Source organism: Streptomyces yamdrokensis, from assembly GCF_053890455.1.
The window spans coordinates 1503997-1521746 of sequence record NZ_CM132679.1 but is presented as its reverse complement, the minus strand read 5'-3'; the positions used below and the strand labels follow the sequence as shown (position 1 = coordinate 1521746).

Genomic DNA, 17750 nt, shown 5'->3' with positions numbered 1-17750 from the left:
CCCCCCATCGCATCCGGGCGAATTCTCCGGTTCCTCATGAACGTAGCTCAGCCGAGTGCGGATGCCGCCCCCCTGAACACCAATCCGGCGCCCAGGGCCACGACGACGAACGCCGATCCCAGGGGCGCGCTCCGGCGCATCAGCGTGACCACCGGGCGTGCGGTCCAGCGCGGGCGCCGGGCCAGAAGCCGGTTCACACCGCTGCCCGCCTTCACCACGGCGTACCCGGCGGCGGTGAGGGTGAGGGCCAGCCCGACGCCGTACGCGACGACGAGCAGCAGCCCGAACCAGGCATGACCGAGCGCCGCGGCGCCCACCAGCACGACCACGGCGGACGGACTGGGCACCAGCCCGCCGGCGAGACCGAGCAGGATCGTGCCGCGCAGGGTGGGGGCGACGGCGTGGGTGTGCGTGCGACCGCCGTGGGTGTGCTCGACGGAGTGGGTGTGCTCGGCCGGGTGGAGGCGGGCGTGGGGGTGCGCGTGCCCGGGGTGGTCGTGGGCGCCGTCCGCGTGAGTGTGCCCGTGGTCGTGCGTGTGATCGTGGCTGTGGTCATGCCCGTGCTCGTGTCCGTGGCTGTGGTCGTGCCCGTGCTCGTGTCCGTGTCCGTGTCCGTGGCGATGCGAGTGGTCCGGTGTGGCCTTCCGGTCGCGCAGGGCCCGGCGGAGGAGGCTCGCGCCCGCCAGGGTGACGAGGGCGCCGCTCGCGATGCCGAGCCAGGCGACGACCGAGGGCGTGGCGGCCGAACCGGCCGTGACCAGCAGGCCGAGCGCCACCACGCCGAGGGTGTGGGTGACCGTCACCGAGGCGGCCATCGGCAGGACGTCCCGCAGCCGGGCCCTGCCGCCCCGGGCCGCGGCGGTCGCGGCCATGAGCGTCTTGCCGTGACCCGGTGCGAGCGCGTGCATCGCGCCCAGGACCACCGCGATCAGCAGCGCGAGCGCCGCGAAGCCCGCCGTGGGATCGTGCCGGGCGACGAGGTCGTCGAGGGCGCGCGTCCACCGGTCCGCGCCGCGGGGCAGCACGGAGGCGGCGGGCGCTTCGGCTTCCTCCCCCTCACCCGTCAGCGCCGGCCCGCCCGTACGCACCCGGAGGGACGCGGTCGCCGTGTCCGCGGGGGAGGACAGCAACTCCTCCGGATACCGGGTCAGTTCGCGTGACAGTGACGTCTCGGGCACGTCCGACGCGGCCAGCGTCATCCGGTCGCCGCGGGCGGTGACCTCCCGCCAGCCGGGACCCGAGGACGCCCCGGCCCCGCGGAAGGAGACGTCCACCGTGTCGTCCTCGGGCAGCGGAGCGGTCAGCCCGCACTCCACGCGCAGCGTGTCGAGTCCGGCCTGACCGGGGCGCACGCGCGCGCGGCTGCTCCGCACGGTGACCGGGGTCTTGCGCCCGTCCACACGGACCTCGCTGTCGCGGGCGGCGTCGGCGCACCGCCGGCGGGCCCACCCGGCCGTGCCCAGCGCCTCGACATCCGGTTTCGCCTGGGTGGCCGGGATCTCGGCGAGGTCCTCGACATGGTGGACGCGGAGTTCGCCCGGCGCGGCGAGCAGACCGTCGTACCGGTTGACGGTGAAGTTGCCGAGCGGATGCGCGCTCGCCGCGGACGCCGGGAGCAGTGTGAGCGCGCAGGCGGCGGCGAGGACGGCGGCACCGGTGGTGCGAGGGCGGCCGGTGCCGTCGGCAGGGGAGCGGCGGAGGTTCACCGTGCCGCCTCCAGGTCCTCGAGGGCGGCACGGGCCGCGCGGGCGCCGAGGGGGGAGAACCCGGGGTTCAGTTCCAGGGCGGCCGTGAGGGACCGGCGGGCGTCGGCGTCGTGGCCGGTGGCGCGTTCGATCATGCCGCGGTGGTGGAGGAAGGCGGCGTTGCGGTAGCCGGTGGCCGTCGCCCGGCGGGCGTAGGGGAGTGCCTCCTCGGAGCGCCCGCTGCGGTGCAGGGCCCAGGCGAGGGCGTCCGCGGTGTGCACGCTGTTCCGGCGGGTCCATTCGGCGCGGGCCGCGCGCAGGGCCGCTTCGGGGTCGCCGTGGTCGGCGGCGGCGAGCGCGGTGTCGAGGTCGGCGTTGACCCCGCCGGCGCGGGCGAGGGCGACCTGGGCGTCGACGAGGGCGTACCGGTCGGCCGCCTTCGTACGGTCGCCGTCGGCGCCCCGGACCTCGTACAGCTCGCCGAGGGCGACCAGCGGGCCGGGCAGCGGAGAGCGGGCGACAACCCGCTCCAGCGTCCCGATCGCGCCCGCGCGGTCACCGCTCGCGGCCTGGGCGCGGGCCCGGCCCTCCAGTGCCGGGAGGTACTCCTCGTCGGCGGCGAGGGCACGGGCGAAGTGGGTGAGCGCGGTCTCGTGGTCGCCCTGGTTCCAGGCCAGTTGGCCGAGAGCGGTCGCCACGTACGCCACATCGGCGGGCGCGGACGCGCCGTCCAGGGCCCGCTCCAGCACCTCGCGCGCGGTCCGCACGTCGCCGCGCAACTCCCGTACGTACGCGTACCGCGTGAAGACGGGCACCCCCGGCCGCCGGCTGTCCGCGGTGTCGGCGGCGTCGGAAGCCTCGTCGTACCGGCCGAGCTCCACGAGGGCGTCGATACGGGAGGACAGGGCGCGCTCGCTGTAGGGGTTCTGCCGCAGGGCCCGGTCGGCGTATTCCAGGGCGCCGGAGAAGTCGTGGCGGGCCGCGGCGAGGGCGGCACGGCCGGCCAGGGCCTGCTCGTTGCCGGGTTCGAGTCCGAGAGAGCGGTCGAACGCCCGATCGGCCTGCGGATAGCGCGACGGGTCCCCCTTGGTCCGCGCCTGCTCGACGTAGGCCAGCCCCAGGCCTGCCCATCCGCCGAAGTCCCTGGGCTGGGCACGGAGGTGGGACTGCAGGGCCCGGATTCCCGCGTCCAGATCGCCTCCGGAGAGCACACCGGCCGCGAGCGCCCCGGCCGCGGGAGCGGCATCGGCACCGGCCCGCGCTCCGTCCCGGCCGCTGCCGACGGCGACCGCTCCGGCGGTCATCGCGACCGCCAACAACGCGGCGCACACCGTGAGATGCGTCCCGCGCGAGCGGCGCGCAGCGGCGGAGAACCGGCGCAGGGCAGCCGCCCGCACGCCGGGCGAGAAGGTTCGGACGGCGGGCTCGGCCGCCTCGACCCCGGCTGCCCCGCCACCGCCACCGCCGGCTCCGGCCCCGGCGTCGGCGTCGGCCCTGGTTTCGGCTTGAGGGCGGGGCCCGACCTTGTTCCCGGTCCCGGTCCCGGTGCCCGTCCGGTCCTCGGGTGAGGTGCCGGGTTCGTCCCCGGCGTCCGGTCGCGCGGGCCCGGCGTCCGGCGGGGCGGTGGGCTCCGGGGTACCGGCGAGCCCGGTCGGCCCGGTGTCCCGGCCGCTCCTCGGGGCGTGGTCGTTCGTACGCGGAGGCATGCCTCTCCTCGGTTGCTCGCTTGCTCACTCGGTGCGGGGGATCGGCGGCGCGGCCCGTGCCGCGGGGGATGGAGGGGGACGGGCCGCGCCTGTCACCGGGGCGGGTCGCAAGGCCCGCCTGCCGGTGGGGAGGGGGCCGAAGACCTCAGCCCCGGGCCCGCCCTGCCCCGCCCCGGCGGGCGCGGTGGTTCAGTACGCCCGGCCGCGCATCCTGCGCCACCACATCAGGGCCCCGCCGATCAGCAGGATCCCGAAGGCTCCCGCACCCGCGGACGCGGCGATCAGAGTGGTGTCGTCGGCGCCCTCGGCCCCGGCCGGGCGCAACGCGTCACCGAGCTGGTTGCGCACGTCGTTGCCGCTGTCCACGCCCTCGGCGAGCGGGCCGCGCGACCCCTCCGTCGGGTTGGCCAGATACGGGAACGAAGCGCCGAACTCCTTGTCGTTGGCGTCGACCGCGTCACCGAGGTCGTTCTTTGCGCCGACCAGCTCGCCCTCGACGACCTGGAGCGCCGCGTCGATCACGTCGTCCGTCAGCCGACGCCCGTTGGGGAAGCCCGCGTTGTCGCCGTCCAGCACACCGAGCCGCTTCGGTTCGGCCGCCGGCTCGATCGACGTGTTGAGGCGCAGCATCTCCGACGGCGTCACGTGCGGCGGCTGGTTGAGTCCCTCGACGCCCTTGAGGAAGACGTCGACGAGGTCGTCGCGCGGCTCGGCGGGCGCCTCGATCTTGTAGATCGCCTCGATGAGCTTCGGCAGCTCGGGGTGGGTGACGTTCTCGAGGAACTGCGCGTCGTCCCACGGTGCGGACGCGTTGAACGTGTCCTTGTCCCTCAGCGGGTTGACGACCTCGTTCACCAGCGGATTGCCCAGCCGCGACACCTGGGTGAACTGCCCCTTGGCGTTCTTGCGCCGGGTCGTGGACCAGATGCCGACGACCGGCTGGTCCGCCGACTCGGCGATCATGTCCGTGGGCACCTGGAGGGCGAGCGAGTTGACGTTGTACCCCTTGAGGGTGTCGTTGCCGACCTCGGAGAGGTTCCCGCCGTACAGCAGGTCGAAGACGCGCAGGTCCAGGAAGAACGGGTCGTCGGCCTGCCCGGCGAACGTCGTGGCACCGCCCGCCAGCTCGTGCACGGCCTGCTTGCGGAGCGTGTCGTAGTCCGGCATGGACGCCTTGCCGACGTTCGACGGCGCCACCGGGACGTCGTCCGCGATCTTCGTACGGGACACCAGGTGCTGGTCCTTCAGCTTGAGCAGCTCGATGTCGTAGGTCTGTGTGATGTTGAGGTCCGGGTCGTCCAGACTGGTGACCGGGCCCGTGTTGTAGAGGAACGTCTTCTCGTTCTTCGTGTGCGTCCGGAAGGTGTAGCGGAACAGCAGTTCGCCCTGCGCGTCGCCGTTGGTGTCGATGTGGAGGTCGTACTGCGCGTCCTCGGCGAACGTGAAGAAGTTCGGTCCGCCGGCCGGCTCCTCGAACGGTATCCAGTTCGCGATGATCGTCGTCGTGTCCGGCTTGTCGGGGCTGACGAACGCGTACAGGTCGGTGTTGTCGTACTGCGGGGTGCCCGAGATCAGCGGGGCCTCCCGGTGGCTGGAGGCGGAGGCCGCCCCCGGTTCCAGCGCCGCAGTGCCGGCGGCGGCGAGCCCACCGGAGGCCAGTGCGCCACAGATCAGGGTCGCGAGGCTCCTGCGTCCCGCGCCGGTCCTGGAGTTAGGTGTCATGCCGTCCGTCCTCAGTGCCAACTTGCCTGACGCACCGGGATTCGGAGCCGGACCCGGACCGGATTGGTCGAGAGGGAAAAAATTTTCTACGGGTCCGCCGCACCTGGACGCTCTTGGTATTTCTCGCTGTTCGACCCGCGTTTTCGGCCCGCTGATCCGTATCTCCCATCCGGGGGCGCGCTCGCTGCGAAGGCCTCGTGCGACCGGGTGGCCCGAAAGGGCGGGGAGAGGAGGGTGCGCGTTGGAGGCGGACGAGCTTCTGGTGCGGGTGGCAGGGGGCGACCAGAAGGCATTCGAGGCGCTGTACGCACTGGTGTCCGGGCCGGTGTACGGGCTGGTGCGAAGGGTGGTGCGCGACCCCGCCCAGTCGGAGGAGGTGGTACAGGAGGTGCTGCTCGAACTCTGGCGTTCCGCCGCCCGGTTCGACCCGGGGCGGGGCAGCGCGCTGTCCTGGGTGCTCACCCTCGCCCACCGCCGGGCCGTCGACCGGGTGCGCAGCGCCCGCGCGGCCGGCGAGCGCGAGCGGCGCGAAGCCGCCCGGCGCGGCAGCGGGCCCGCGTTCGACCAGGTGGCGGAGGAGGTCGAGGCCGGCCTCGAACGCGAGTGGGTGCGCCGCTGCCTGGACCGGCTCACCGCGCTGCAGCGGCAGTCGGTCACCCTCGCCTACTACGACGGCTACACCTACCGTGAGGTCGCCGAACGGCTCTCCCTGCCGCTCGGTACGGTCAAGACACGCATGCGCGACGGCCTGACCCGGCTGCGCGACTGCCTGGGAGGTGCCGCATGAACTTCCTGGACCGGTTGCTCGGCCGCGGGGACCGCGGAGACCTCCACTCGCTGGCCGCCCCCTACGCGCTCGACGCGCTCGAGCCCGCCGAACGCGTCCGTTTCGAGAGGCACCTGGCGACCTGCCGGCGCTGTGCCGCCGAGGTACGCGTCCTCGCCGAGGACGCCGTCCGCCTCGCCTGGTCCACGGCAGCCCCCGCCCCACCCGCCCTGCGCGACCGGGTCATGGCCGCCGTACGGACCACCCCGCAGGACCCCGCCCCCGCACCCGGCTCCCGGGAGCAAACGCGTGCGCGTGCGCCGCAACTCCCGCCCCACGTATGGGGAACCGGGCCCGTGCCACAGGCCGGCAGGCGGCACCGGATGCCGTTGTTCGTGCCCTTCGCGACGGCCACCGCCGCCGCTGCCCTCGTCGTCGCCGCGCTGTTCGCCGTCCAGGCGGACCAGACCCAGGACCAACTGACCGCAGAACGGGACCGGGCACGTGAGATCGCCCACGTTCTCGCCGCTCCCGACGCCCTTGCGAACAGTGGCCGCGACGCACGGGGCGGCACGATCGGAGTGATCGCTTCCGCATCGGAGCGGAGCGCCGTCGTCACCCTCGGCGGATACGACAACCCGCCGAACGGACGTGTGCGTCAGCTCTGGCTCATGCGTCCCGGCGCGCAACCGCGCTCCCTCGGGCTCTTCGAGAGCGGCGCACCCCTCGTCGCCTCCGATCTCGACACCTCCGCGACGTCACTCGCAGTAACCGTCGAGCCGGACGGAGGGTCCCCGCAGCCCACCACGCAGCCGGTTGTTCAACTCGCCCTGAAAACGGTTGGATTCGGAGAGTAATCGTCGCGTGTTCGTCAACCTCCTTACGGGGAAGGTGAATCCTGTGGCCGAGATGCGCGAGTGCCCGGACGGGGCGATAGGGTTACCCTGCCCGGGGCCGGGCGGACTCGTACGGGTGGGGAGTGACATGGATCAGATAACGGTGCGCAGCAGGGCCAGGGTCCCTGCGATCACCTGCGGAAGCAACGCGACCAGTACGCGGCTGGACCGGCACCTCTCGGTGCTGGCGGGACCCGCCGTCCCGCAGCGGGAGGCGGCCGAGGCGACGTCGCTGATGCGCGAGCTGACCGCGCGTGACCGGCACGACCGCGGAGCCAAGGGATCACGGGCGCGGATGAGCCGCGTCTCGCTCTTCGCCCCACTGCGCCGGCTGCGCCGCTCCCTCTTCGGCAGCCGCTAGCCCGCGCCCGCGTCCGGACGGGCCCACCGTCCCGGCGCGACACACCGTGCGCGCCGCCGTCACCCCACGGCGCGCGGCGCCGCCCACCGGTGCGCTCCGGCACGGGTACGTCATCCTCCTCCGGCACCCTTTTCCGATACCTCCCGGTACCTCTTTCCGGTCACGTTCCTCCCTCGGCTCGGCGCCCCGGCCCACCCGGCGGTGATCCGGGGGCGCGAGCGGTCCAGGGGTGTGCGGGCTCCTGCCGCCCCTGCCCGTGAGCGTTGCCGATGCGGCCCGGTCGGAACGGCGTGGTGTCAGATCAGCGCGAGCTGACCCTCCGGTCCCTCCTCGTGTGCGTCCAGGACCGAGGCGGGCCCACGCGCCGACCGCGGTACGGGGAGCACGCCCGCCTGACGCAGCTCCGCCGGGGTGACCGGGTCGGCCGTCGCACCGTCCGCCAACGCGGCCTGCCGAGGGCGTAGTTCGGCGAGCAGGGCGAGGACCGTGATCAACTCCAGGAGTTCCGACGTCCAGGTCTGCGACCAGCCGGCCGGACGGATCGCCTCCAGCGTCCCCGGCCCGCTCTCCTCCGTGCGGGCCGCACACCACCGCTCCAGCACCCGGGCCCCGGCCGCCTCGAAGTCCCAGGCCGCCGGCGGAACCGGCGAGATGCGGCCCTCGTCGAAGCACAGTGCCTCCTCGTCACGGTCGTAGCGGACGGCCGTCGGGCGGGACGGGAGCGGGGCGCGGACATAGGGGCGGCGTCCGCCCGGGAGCCGGGGGCGCTCCCCGTCGCGCCGCATCAGCCACAGCATCCGGCGCCCCACCTGCACACCCGTGTCCCACACGTCGGCGTCCCCGGTGAGGGGCACCGTGAGCCCTCCGGGGCCGGGCCGCACCACGGCCACCGTCCAGGCGAGCACGTCGGTGGCCGGTGCCTCCCGGCCGAGGCGCGCCGTGAGGTGCCCGGACAGGCCCGGAGCCAGGTTCGGCTCCGTGCCCCCGGGCCGGCGGTACAGCGGGCGGACCCGGCCGGGACGGAACACCGGCAGCAGGGACGTGGCGAGCAGCGGCGGACCGGGGGCGCCACCGGATCCGTCGGTGACGCCCCGCGCGCGTTCGCCCCGGGTGCGGCCCCCGCGCCCTGTGGAGGGTTCGGCCTCGACGACGAAGACCTGCCGCTCGTCCGCCACCCGCCACAGCTCCGGGCGGGCCGCGTCGATCAGTCTCTGGTCGGCAATCAGCCACTGCTCGTCGAAGGGGGCGCGCAGCACACGGACCGGATCCGGGCACGGGCCCGAGGCGCGCTCCAGCCGCTCCGTCCCGCCCGGCCGGCCCGGAAGCTGACCGACCGCCGTGCGCCCCGTCCGCGAGCGGGTCGGCTGGAACAGGGCCTCCCTGTCCGGTCCCGCCGCGTTCATCAGGGCGTCCCAACGGGCTTTCAGAGCCGCCGGATCGGGTGCCGCCGGCCACCCCCGGCCGAGTCGCGGCGGTGCGACGGACCACGGCATGAGGTCCGCCAGCAGCGGAGCGTCGTCGTGCGTCACGCTGGGCATCGTACGACCTGACGGGCGGGCGGGGTCAGGTGGCTTCCAGGGTCACGGTGAAGGAGAAGCGGTCGCCCCGGTAGTTGATCACGGCCACGTCCAGAGGGCTGCCGTCGGTGTCGTAGGTGATGCCGGTGTAGTGCAGGATCGGGCTGAGCAGCGGCACCTGGAGGAGCCGGGCGGTCTCCGGGTCCGCGAGCCGCGCCTGAACGGTGTCCGTGATGCGGCTGATGTCCATCCCGACGACGTCCCGCAGCACCTTGGTCATCGGCCAGCGCCGCAGATCCTCCAGGTCGATCCGGGCGGCGAGTTCCGGACGGACGTAGTTGCGGGCGTGATTGGTCGGCTCACCGGTCCTCTCGTCGCTGCGCAGCCGGTGGTAGGCCGCCGTCTCCGTCAGTCCGGGGAAGTACTCGGCGAGTTCGGCCGGCACCGGCGCGGTGCCGTGCTCCAGCAGTTCGGTCGTCATACCGGACTGCTGGGCCACGATCGCGTCCACCGAGCCCAGCAGCCGTACCGGGGCGCCCCTGAGGGCATCGGGCTCGATGAACGTGCCGCGTCGGCGGTGACGGGTGATCAGCCCCTCGTCCTCCAGCTCCTTCAACGCCTGCCGCATGGTCAGCACGCTCACCCCGTAGTGCCCCGCCAGCTGTTCCTCGGTGGGCAGGCGCAGCGGGTCCTGGGGCGAGCGGCCGAGGATCGAGGCACGCAGCGACTGCGACACCTGGTACCAGAGCGGCAACTTGCGATTCAGGACGATCGAATCCGGAGCGAAGGAGGTCACGGGCTATCCGTACCGGTCGGGAACGTTGAGTGCAATGTGAGGCGCAGGGGTGCGCCGACATCGGCTGCGACACCGCGGCGCCGAACCGGACCGCGGGGACCACCCGGGCCACCGGTCACGGCGTGCGGAAGTGGCGCTCGAGGCCCTGCCACACATCGTCGTAGCGCTGCTGCAGGTGCTCCGCGCGTGCCGCCTGCGGCGTCAGGGACACCGGCCAGCGTGTCTCGAACATGAACGCGAGACCGTCGTCGATCTTCTGCGGGCGCAACTCGGCGGCGCTCGCCTTCTCGAACGTCTCCCGGTCCGGCCCGTGCGCCGACATCATGGTGTGCAGCGAGCCGCCGCCCGGCACGAACCCCTCCGCCTTCGCGTCGTAGGCCCCCTCGATCAGGCCCATGTACTCGCTCATCACGTTCCGGTGGAAGTACGGCGGCCGGAAGGTGTCCTCGCCCACCAGCCAGCGCGGCGCGAACACCACGAAGTCCACCCCCGCCAGCCCGGGCGTATCGCTCGGCGCCGTCAGCACCGTGAACACCGAAGGGTCCGGATGGTCGTACGAGATGGTGCCCATCACATTGAAACGGCGCAGATCGTAGGTGTACGGCACGTAGTTGCCGTGCCAGGCGACGACATCCAGCGGGGAGTGGCCGTAGGTGGCCGACCAGAGGTTGCCGCAGAACTTGTTCACCACCTCCACCGGGCCCTCGACGTCCTCGTACGCGGCGACGGGCGCCCGGAAGTCCCGTGCGTTCGCCAGCCCGTTGGCGCCGATCGGGCCGAGGTCGGGGAGCCGGAAGGCGGCGCCGTAGTTCTCGCACACATAGCCGCGGGCCGCACCGTCCAAAAGCTCCACACGGAAGCGCACCCCACGGGGGATCAGCGCGATGTGTCCCGGCTCCACGTGCAGCAGACCGAACTCGGTCCGCAGCAGCAGCCCGCCCTGCTCCGGGACGATCAGCAGCTCACCGTCGGCATCGCTGAACACCCGGTCCATCGACGCGTTCGCGTGGTAGAGGTGCACTGCCATGCCGGCGCGCTGGGTGACGTCGCCGTTGCCGCCCAGTGTCCACAGGCCGGCCAGGAAGTCCGTGCCCTCGTCCGGTGCGGGCAGCGGGTTCCAGCGCAACCGGTTGGGGTCGGGCACCGTCTGGTTGAAGGGTGCGCTGCGGATCGCCCCGTTGCCCGTGCGGGTGAACGCCGGGTGTGCGGCCGACGGGCGGATCCGGTACAGCCACGAGCGGCGGTTGTGGGCCCGCGGCTCGGTGAACGCCGTGCCGCTCAGCTGTTCCGCGTACAGCCCGAGCGGCGCGCGCTGCGGCGAGTTGCGCCCCTCGGGCAGGGCGCCCGGGACCGCCTCGGAGCTGTGCTCGTTGCCGAAACCGGAGAGGTGGCCGAGTCCCTCGGCGGCCTTGCGCGCTTCCCCGCTCATTTCACTGCTCCCTCGTGTGTGATTCCTATGCAGTACCGTAGGATTGCGGTTTCCCCGGCGCAAGAGGGCCACGCGGCCTACATCCTCGGGACTCCGTCCCTCCTCTCGGCGGAGGACACGGAACCCGACTCCAGGGGGATCCGCGCGACCGGACGCCTGTTCTACGCTCCCCCGCATGGTGTGGACGGGGAGGGTGGTCACCGTGCTCGCGGTCTGTGGTGTCCTGATGGCCGGATCCGCGGGCTGCGGCTCGCGCGCCGCCCAGGAACAAGAACGGGGCGCGGAGTCGCCGTCACCGGTCGGCAGGCTCCTGGAGGAGCGGGACGAAGAGGGCCGGCCCTACCGCGAGGTGGGCGAGGAGGACGCCCCCGAGGTCGGCGTCGAGGTCACGCCCGACACCGACGGCGGCTGGGACGTACGGCTGCGCTTACGCAACTTCCGCTTCTCGCCGGACGGCACCGCCCACCGCGCGGTGCCCGGTCGCGGCCTCGCCCACCTCTACGTGGACGACCGCCTCGTCGCCCTGCTGCGGGCCCCCGGTCACCACCTCTCCCCGCACCTGGTCCGGCGGGGCACGCACCAGGTCACCGTCCGCCTCTACGCCGACGACGAATCGGTGTGGGCCGTGCGCGGAAAGCCGGTGGAGAGCACGGCCGACATCACGGTCTCGGAGCGGAGCCCGACCGCGGACACGACCGCGGACACGACCGCGGACACGACCGCGGACACGACCGCGGACACGACCGCGGACACGACCGCGGACACGACCGCGGACACGACCGCGGACCCGGCCGCGACAGGGCGAGCCGGGGGCCGGGGTTCGCCCGGCCGGGACCCGGGAGCATCGTGAAGCCCGTGCCCGTGCCCCCCCCACGACCCCCCTCCGCCGCGCGCCCGGGCAGCGTCGCGGCACCGAACGGCCGGCCGAAATCCTGGACGCCTGCTCCGGAGGCCGCCGTCGGCGTCCCGGACTTGCGGCGGGTCATGGATGTCGTACTCGAGGAGTACCTGGACATGAAGCGCACCGCGCCCGGCTTCTCCCTGGCCGACTTCGGCCACCGGATCCCCGTCGGAACCCGCAGGGCCGAACCCGATCACCGCCTCGCCGGCCGCCTCGCCGACCTGCTGTCCGGCTACCCGGGTCGCGAACCGGACGACGCGCCGCGCCGCGGCTCCCTCATCGCCGTCGAGACCGCCGACGCCCTCGTCCACCTGGCCTTCCGGGTGGCCCCCGAGGGCGAAGAGGAGATCATCGCCGAACTGCGGGAGACGCTGCGCGCCTGTCCGGCACGCGTACCGGACTGATCGGGAGGGCTCCGACGGGAGGCGCCGGCAAACGGCACCGGCAAAAGGCTCCCCCACATGCATACCGGTCGGTATGCTCGGGCTGTCCGTCCGGCCGTCTCCTGGCCCGTCCGTCCGCCGGAGTGTCCGCCCGTCTGTCCAAGGGCCCGTCCCTCCGCTCCCCTGCCTGTCCGTGCGTCACCGCCGCCGTACCCGGGAGGTCCCATGTCCCGCACCGCTCTCCGTATCTGCCCTCTGTGCGAGGCCACCTGCGGCCTGACCCTCACCCTCGACGAGGGCAGGGTCACCGGCGCCCGGGGTGACCGCGACGACGTCTTCAGCAAGGGGTTCATCTGCCCCAAGGGTGCCTCCTTCCCCGCTGTCGACGCCGACCCCGACCGACTGCGCGGCCCGCTCGTCCGGGTCGACGGCGTGTTGCGCGAGGCCAGTTGGGAGGAGGCGTTCGACGCCGTCGCCGCCGGCATCCGGCCCGTCGTCGAACGCCACGGTCCCAACGCCGTCGGGGTCGTCCTGGGCAACCCCAACGTGCACACCATGGCGGGCGCCCTCTATCCGCCCCTCCTGGTGGGCGGGCTCGGCACCCGCAGCCTGTTCACCGCGTCCACCGTCGACCAGATGCCCAAGCACGTGTCCAGCGGACTCCTCTTCGGCGACGCCAACGCGATCCCCGTACCCGACCTGGACCACACCGACCACCTGCTGCTGATCGGCGCCAACCCCCTGGAATCCAACGGGAGCCTGTGCACGGCGCCCGACTTCCCCGGCCGCCTCCGGGCGCTCAGGGCCCGCGGCGGCACCCTCACCGTCGTCGACCCGCGCCGTACCCGCACCGCCCGCCTCGCCGACCGGCACATCGCCGTCCGGCCCGGCACCGACGCCCTGCTGCTCGCGGCGATGGCGTCCGTGCTCGTCGAGGAGCGCCTCGTCGACCTGGGGGACTGCGCTCCCCATGTGCAGGGCCTCACCGAACTCGCCCACGCGGTGCGGGACTTCACCCCCGAGGCCGTTGCCCCGGCCTGTGACGTCGACGCGGGCACCATCCGCACCCTCGCCCGCGAACTCGCCGCCGCCCCCACGGCCGCCGTCTACGGCCGCATCGGCAGTTGCACCGTCCCGCACGGCACCCTGGCCAGCTGGCTCGTCGACGTCCTCAACATCCTCACCGGCAATCTCGACCGGCCCGGCGGCGCCCTCTTCCCCCACGCCGCCACCGACAGGACCCCGCGCCCCGCCGGACCCGGCCGCGGCTTCGCCCTCGGACGCTGGCACTCCCGGGTGAGCCGGCACCCCGAGGCCAAGGGCGAACTGCCGCTCTCCGCCCTCGCCGAGGAGATCGACACGGCCACCGACGCGGGCGAACCGCTGCGCGCCCTCATCGCCGTCGCCGCCAACCCGGTCCTGTCCGCGCCCGACGGCGACCGTCTCGACAAGGCGCTCGGCTCCCTCGACTTCATGGTCAGTGTCGATCCGTACCTCAACGAGACCTCGCGCCACGCCCACGTCGTCCTGCCGCCGCCCCCGCCCGCGCAGAGCCCGCACCACGACTTCGCCTTCAACACCCTCGCCGTACGCAACCAGGTCCGCTACACCCGCCCCGCACTCCCGCTGGAACCCGGCCGCATGGCGGAGACCGAGATCCTGGCCCGGCTCGTCCTCGCCGCCACCGGCGCCCATGGGGCCGCCCCGGAGGACGTCGACCGGCTGGTCGTCGGCCAGACCCTCGGCAGGGCGGTGAACGACCCGCACTCCCCGGTGCACGGCCGCGACCCGAAGGAACTCGCCGGACTGCTCACCGGCCGCGACGGCCCCGAGCGGCGGCTGGACATGATGCTCCGCCTCGGCCCCTACGGCGACGGCTTCGGCGCCGACCCGGACGGCCTCACCCTCGACCGGCTGCTCGCCCACCCGCACGGCATCGACCTCGGACCCCTGCGACCCCGCCTGCCGCAGCCCCTGAAGACCCGCAGCGGCCGGGTGGAGCTGCTGCCGGAACCGATCGCCGCCGACCTTCCCCGGCTGCGCGCCGCCGTCGGCACACGCCCCGACGGCTTCGTCCTGGTCGGCCGCCGCCATCTGCGCTCCAACAACAGCTGGATGCACAACGTGCCCGCCCTCACCGGCGGCACCAACCGGTGCACCCTGCAGATCCACCCCGACGACGCCGAACGCCTCGGCATCCGCGACGGGCAGCCGGTACGCGTCCGGGGCGCCGGGGGAGAGGTGACCGCGCCCGCCGAGCTGACCGACGGGCTGCGCCGGGGCGTGGTGAGCCTGCCGCACGGCTGGGGCCACGACCGGCCCGGCACCCGGCTGCGGCACGCCGCGGCCGACCCCGGCGTCAACGTCAACCAGCTGCTCGACGGCAGCCTCCTCGACCCGCTGTCGGGCAACGCCGTGCTCAACGGGGTGCCCGTCGAGATCGCGCCCGGGGCGGCCCCCGGAACCGCTTCCTGACCGTCCCGTGAGCGAAAAGTGCACCGCGCTGCCACCGCGCTGACCTGAGCAAAGCTGTGACCTGGTGTTTTGCGCTTATTGCTCGCACGTCAACGTCTTGTTAACGCTGCTGAGAGGGACCTAACGTCGTCGCACCGCCGGCCCTGGTGGGATGTTCAAGGGCGAACGTTAGGTAATCCACTCCATGCTGACCATCCTCGGCTTCGCCATGATCGCGACCTTCCTGGTCCTGATCATGGCGAAGAAGATGTCGCCGATCGCGGCGCTCGTACTGATCCCCGCACTGTTCTGCGTGTTCGTCGGCAAGGGAGCCCATCTCGGTGACTACGTCATCGACGGCGTGTCCACCCTCGCCCCGACCGCGGCGATGCTCATGTTCGCGATCGTCTACTTCGGTGTGATGATCGACGTCGGTCTCTTCGATCCGATCGTCCGGGGAATCCTCAGGTTCTGCAGGGCCGACCCGATGAGGGTCGTCGTCGGTACCGCGCTGCTCGCCGCGATCGTGTCGCTGGACGGCGACGGCTCGACCACCTTCATGATCACCGTCTCGGCGATGTACCCCCTGTACAAGCGCCTGAAGATGAGCCTCGTCGTCATGACCGGTGTCGCCGCGATGGCCAACGGCGTGATGAACACCGTCCCCTGGGGCGGCCCCACGGCCCGTGCCGCGACCGCGCTGAAGCTCGACGCAGGCGAGGTCTTCGTACCGATGATCCCCGCGCTGCTGGCCGGTCTGCTGGGCGTCTTCGTCCTCGCGTACGTGCTCGGCCTGCGCGAGCGCCGGCGGCTGGGTGTGCTGACCCTGGACGAGGCACTGGTGACGGAGCCGGCCGACGCCGACGCGGGGGCCGGGGCGGGCGCCGAGCCGCGGGAGCCCGCGACCGTGCTGGCCGGTGCGGGTGCGGGTGCGGGTGCCCGGTCCGGGTCGGGCTCGGGCTCGGGCTCGGGCAAGGGCGCTCTCCCCGCCGGCGGTCCGGGCTCCGGCACGGAGGCCGACGGGCGTGACGACTCCGACAACGACCTCGACGACCTCCGCGGTCTGGACCCCGACCGCCCCACCCTGCGGCCCAGGTTGTACTGGTTCAACGCGCTGCTCACGGTGTGCCTGCTCACCGCCATGATCATGCAGTTGCTGCCGATCCCGGTGCTGTTCCTGCTCGCCGCCGCGCTCGCCCTCACCGTCAACTTCCCGCACATCCCCGATCAGAAGGCCCGCATCGCGGCCCACGCCGACAACGTCCTGAACGTGTCGGGCATGGTCTTCGCCGCCGCCGTCTTCACCGGTGTCCTCCAGGGCACCGGCATGGTCGACAGCATGGCCACCTGGCTGGTCGACACCGTCCCCGAGGGCATGGGCCCGCACATGGCGCTCGTCACCGGACTGCTGAGCCTGCCCCTCACCTACTTCATGTCCAACGACGGCTTCTACTTCGGTGTCCTGCCCGTCCTCGCCGAGGCCGGCGCGGCCCACGGCGTCTCCCCGCTGGAGATGGCCCGCGCATCCCTGGTGGGTCAGCCTCTGCACATGTCGAGCCCGCTCGTCCCCGCGGTCTACGTCCTGGTCGGCATGGCGAAGGTGGAGTTCGGAGACCACACGCGGTTCGTGGTGAAGTGGGCGGCCCTGATCTGCCTGCTGATCCTCGGCGCCGGAATCCTGTTCGGCATCATCTGAGCCACGGGCCCGGCCGGAGGGAGGACCCGACCATGACGCCCGGTGGGAACCGCGGCTGGCTGCTCCGCCTCGTCATCGCCTTCACCTTCGCGCAGGGGGCCGTGTCGATGGCCCGGCCCGCCGTCTCCTACCGGGCGCTCGCACTGGGCGCGGACGAGCGGGCGATCGGTGTGATCGCGGGCGTGTACGCGCTGCTGCCGCTGTTCGCCGCCGTACCGCTCGGCCGTCGCACCGACCACGGCCGTTGTGCCCCCCTGCTGCCCGTAGGCGTGGTCCTCATATCCGGCGGCTGCGCACTCGGCGGGCTCGCCGGCTCCCTGTGGGCGATGGCCCTGTGGAGCGGGGTGATGGGGCTCGGCCACCTCTGCTTCGTCATCGGGGCCCAGTCACTCGTCGCCCGCCAGTCCGCGCCGCACGAACAGGACCGCAACTTCGGCCACTTCACCATCGGCGCGTCCCTCGGGCAACTGGCCGGCCCGATCGCGGCGGGCACGCTCGTCGGCGGTGCCGACAGAGCCGACGGCAGCGCCCTCGCCCTGCTGGCGGCGGGGGCGGGGGCGGCGATCGCGCTCACCTCGCTGTGGCGCACGGAGCGCCCGGCACCGCCCGGCTCCCGCGCGGCACCGGGTACGCGCGTCCCGGTCGGGCGCATCCTGCGGGCCCGGGGCGTCCCCGCGGGCATCTTCGTCAGCCTGGCGGTCCTGTCCGCGACCGACATCCTCACCGCCTACCTCCCGGTGGTCGGCGAGCAGCGGGGCGTCGCCCCGTCCGTCATCGGTCTGCTGCTCAGCCTGCGGGCCGCGGCCACCATCGCCTGCCGGCTGGTCCTCACCCCGCTGCTGCGGCTCGTCGGCCGCACCGTCCTGCTGACGGTGACCTGTCTCCTGGCGGCACTGCTCTGCGCGGGCATCGCCCTGCCGGTGCCCGTATGGGCCCTGGCGCTGATGCTGGCGGTGCTCGGCTTCTGCCTGGGGGTCGGTCAGCCGCTCTCCATGACGACCGTCGTCCAGGCCGCCCCCGCCGGAGCGCGCTCCACCGCCCTCGCCCTCCGCCTCACCGGTAACCGTCTCGGTCAGGTCGCCGCGCCCGCCGGGGCGGGCCTGATCGCCGGGTCGGCGGGTGCGGCGGCCCCGTTCGTCGTGCTCGGCGCGCTGTTGTTCGTCTCCGCGGGGGTGGCGCTGCGCTCACCCTCCCGGCCCGCCGGGCCTCCCGGCCCGCCGGCGCCAGGGGGGACGCCCGCCGCCGACGCGCCGGGCCGGGCCGAGGAACCCGACCCGACCCGCCCGGCCCACCGCACCGCGAACTGACCGGCGGACCCGCCGCGCAAGGACCGGGTGCAGGCAGGGGCGCACGCCGGTACGCGACCGACGAGGTCCGGTTCGTCCGTACGGGTCCGGGCGGCAGAGGTTCGGGCAGCGTGCGGCAGGACGTTCTCCCG

The 17750-nt window shown here is 73.4% G+C and carries 14 protein-coding genes; 8 read left to right on the top strand and 6 right to left on the bottom strand.

Annotation, left to right across the window (positions count from 1 at the left end; translation table 11 throughout):
* Positions 1-47: 47 nt before the first annotated feature.
* The 3 genes from ACWZEH_RS06140 to ACWZEH_RS06130 form a co-directional block, all read right to left on the bottom strand.
* On the bottom strand, positions 48-1706 hold the full coding sequence (locus ACWZEH_RS06140; protein ID WP_456196314.1) for an urease accessory protein UreH domain-containing protein: 1659 nt from the start codon (positions 1704-1706) through the stop codon (positions 48-50).
* Positions 1703-3391 carry a tetratricopeptide repeat protein gene (locus ACWZEH_RS06135; RefSeq protein WP_456196312.1) on the bottom strand — a complete coding sequence of 563 codons (1689 nt, stop codon included), beginning with the start codon at positions 3389-3391 and terminating at the stop codon, positions 1703-1705. Before ACWZEH_RS06135 ends, ACWZEH_RS06140 begins: the two co-directional genes overlap by 4 nt.
* A gap of 189 nt (positions 3392-3580) precedes the next feature.
* On the bottom strand, positions 3581-5113 hold the full coding sequence (locus ACWZEH_RS06130; protein WP_456196310.1) for a DUF4331 domain-containing protein: 1533 nt from the start codon (positions 5111-5113) through the stop codon (positions 3581-3583).
* A 241-nt stretch (positions 5114-5354) separates the two neighbouring features.
* Between ACWZEH_RS06130 and ACWZEH_RS06125 the strand changes: the two genes are divergently transcribed.
* The 3 genes from ACWZEH_RS06125 (at position 5355) to ACWZEH_RS06115 (ending at position 7136) form a co-directional block, all read left to right on the top strand.
* Positions 5355-5900: a sigma-70 family RNA polymerase sigma factor gene (locus tag ACWZEH_RS06125; RefSeq protein WP_456196308.1), complete on the top strand. Its 546-nt coding sequence runs from the start codon at positions 5355-5357 to the stop codon at positions 5898-5900.
* Positions 5897-6736 (top strand): anti-sigma factor, encoded by an 840-nt coding sequence (locus ACWZEH_RS06120; RefSeq protein ID WP_456196306.1) that lies wholly within the window; start codon positions 5897-5899, stop codon positions 6734-6736. Before ACWZEH_RS06125 ends, ACWZEH_RS06120 begins: the two co-directional genes overlap by 4 nt.
* A 127-nt stretch (positions 6737-6863) precedes the next feature.
* The gene (locus ACWZEH_RS06115; RefSeq protein WP_456196304.1) at positions 6864-7136 is read left to right on the top strand and encodes a hypothetical protein; all 273 of its coding nucleotides are present in this window, start codon (positions 6864-6866) and stop codon (positions 7134-7136) included.
* Between the two features lie 296 nt (positions 7137-7432).
* Here ACWZEH_RS06115 and ACWZEH_RS06110 read toward each other — a convergent pair whose 3' ends face one another.
* The 3 genes from ACWZEH_RS06110 to hmgA all read right to left on the bottom strand — a co-directional run bounded on the left by ACWZEH_RS06110 (position 7433) and on the right by hmgA (position 10878).
* Complete coding sequence (locus tag ACWZEH_RS06110; protein ID WP_456196302.1) at positions 7433-8674, bottom strand: type ISP restriction/modification enzyme; 1242 nt, start codon at positions 8672-8674, stop codon at positions 7433-7435.
* Positions 8675-8699: 25 nt separating this feature from the next.
* Positions 8700-9449 (bottom strand): GntR family transcriptional regulator, encoded by a 750-nt coding sequence (locus ACWZEH_RS06105; protein ID WP_456196300.1) that lies wholly within the window; start codon positions 9447-9449, stop codon positions 8700-8702.
* Positions 9450-9564: 115 nt separating this feature from the next.
* Complete coding sequence (gene hmgA, locus ACWZEH_RS06100) at positions 9565-10878, bottom strand: homogentisate 1,2-dioxygenase (RefSeq protein WP_456196298.1); 1314 nt, start codon at positions 10876-10878, stop codon at positions 9565-9567.
* Between the two features lie 175 nt (positions 10879-11053).
* Between hmgA and ACWZEH_RS06095 the strand changes: the two genes are divergently transcribed.
* From ACWZEH_RS06095 to ACWZEH_RS06075, 5 genes are all read left to right on the top strand, one after another.
* The gene (locus ACWZEH_RS06095; RefSeq protein WP_456196296.1) at positions 11054-11728 is read left to right on the top strand and encodes a hypothetical protein; all 675 of its coding nucleotides are present in this window, start codon (positions 11054-11056) and stop codon (positions 11726-11728) included.
* Positions 11729-11862: 134 nt separating this feature from the next.
* Positions 11863-12183 carry a hypothetical protein gene (locus ACWZEH_RS06090; RefSeq protein WP_456196294.1) on the top strand — a complete coding sequence of 107 codons (321 nt, stop codon included), beginning with the start codon at positions 11863-11865 and terminating at the stop codon, positions 12181-12183.
* Between the two features lie 204 nt (positions 12184-12387).
* On the top strand, positions 12388-14637 hold the full coding sequence (locus ACWZEH_RS06085; RefSeq protein WP_456196292.1) for a molybdopterin oxidoreductase family protein: 2250 nt from the start codon (positions 12388-12390) through the stop codon (positions 14635-14637).
* 184 nt (positions 14638-14821) lie between these two features.
* Entirely contained in the window at positions 14822-16312 is a 1491-nt protein-coding gene (locus ACWZEH_RS06080) for a CitMHS family transporter (RefSeq protein WP_456196291.1), read from the top strand.
* A 32-nt stretch (positions 16313-16344) separates the two neighbouring features.
* On the top strand, positions 16345-17619 hold the full coding sequence (locus ACWZEH_RS06075; protein ID WP_456196289.1) for an MFS transporter: 1275 nt from the start codon (positions 16345-16347) through the stop codon (positions 17617-17619).
* Positions 17620-17750 lie beyond the last annotated feature (131 nt).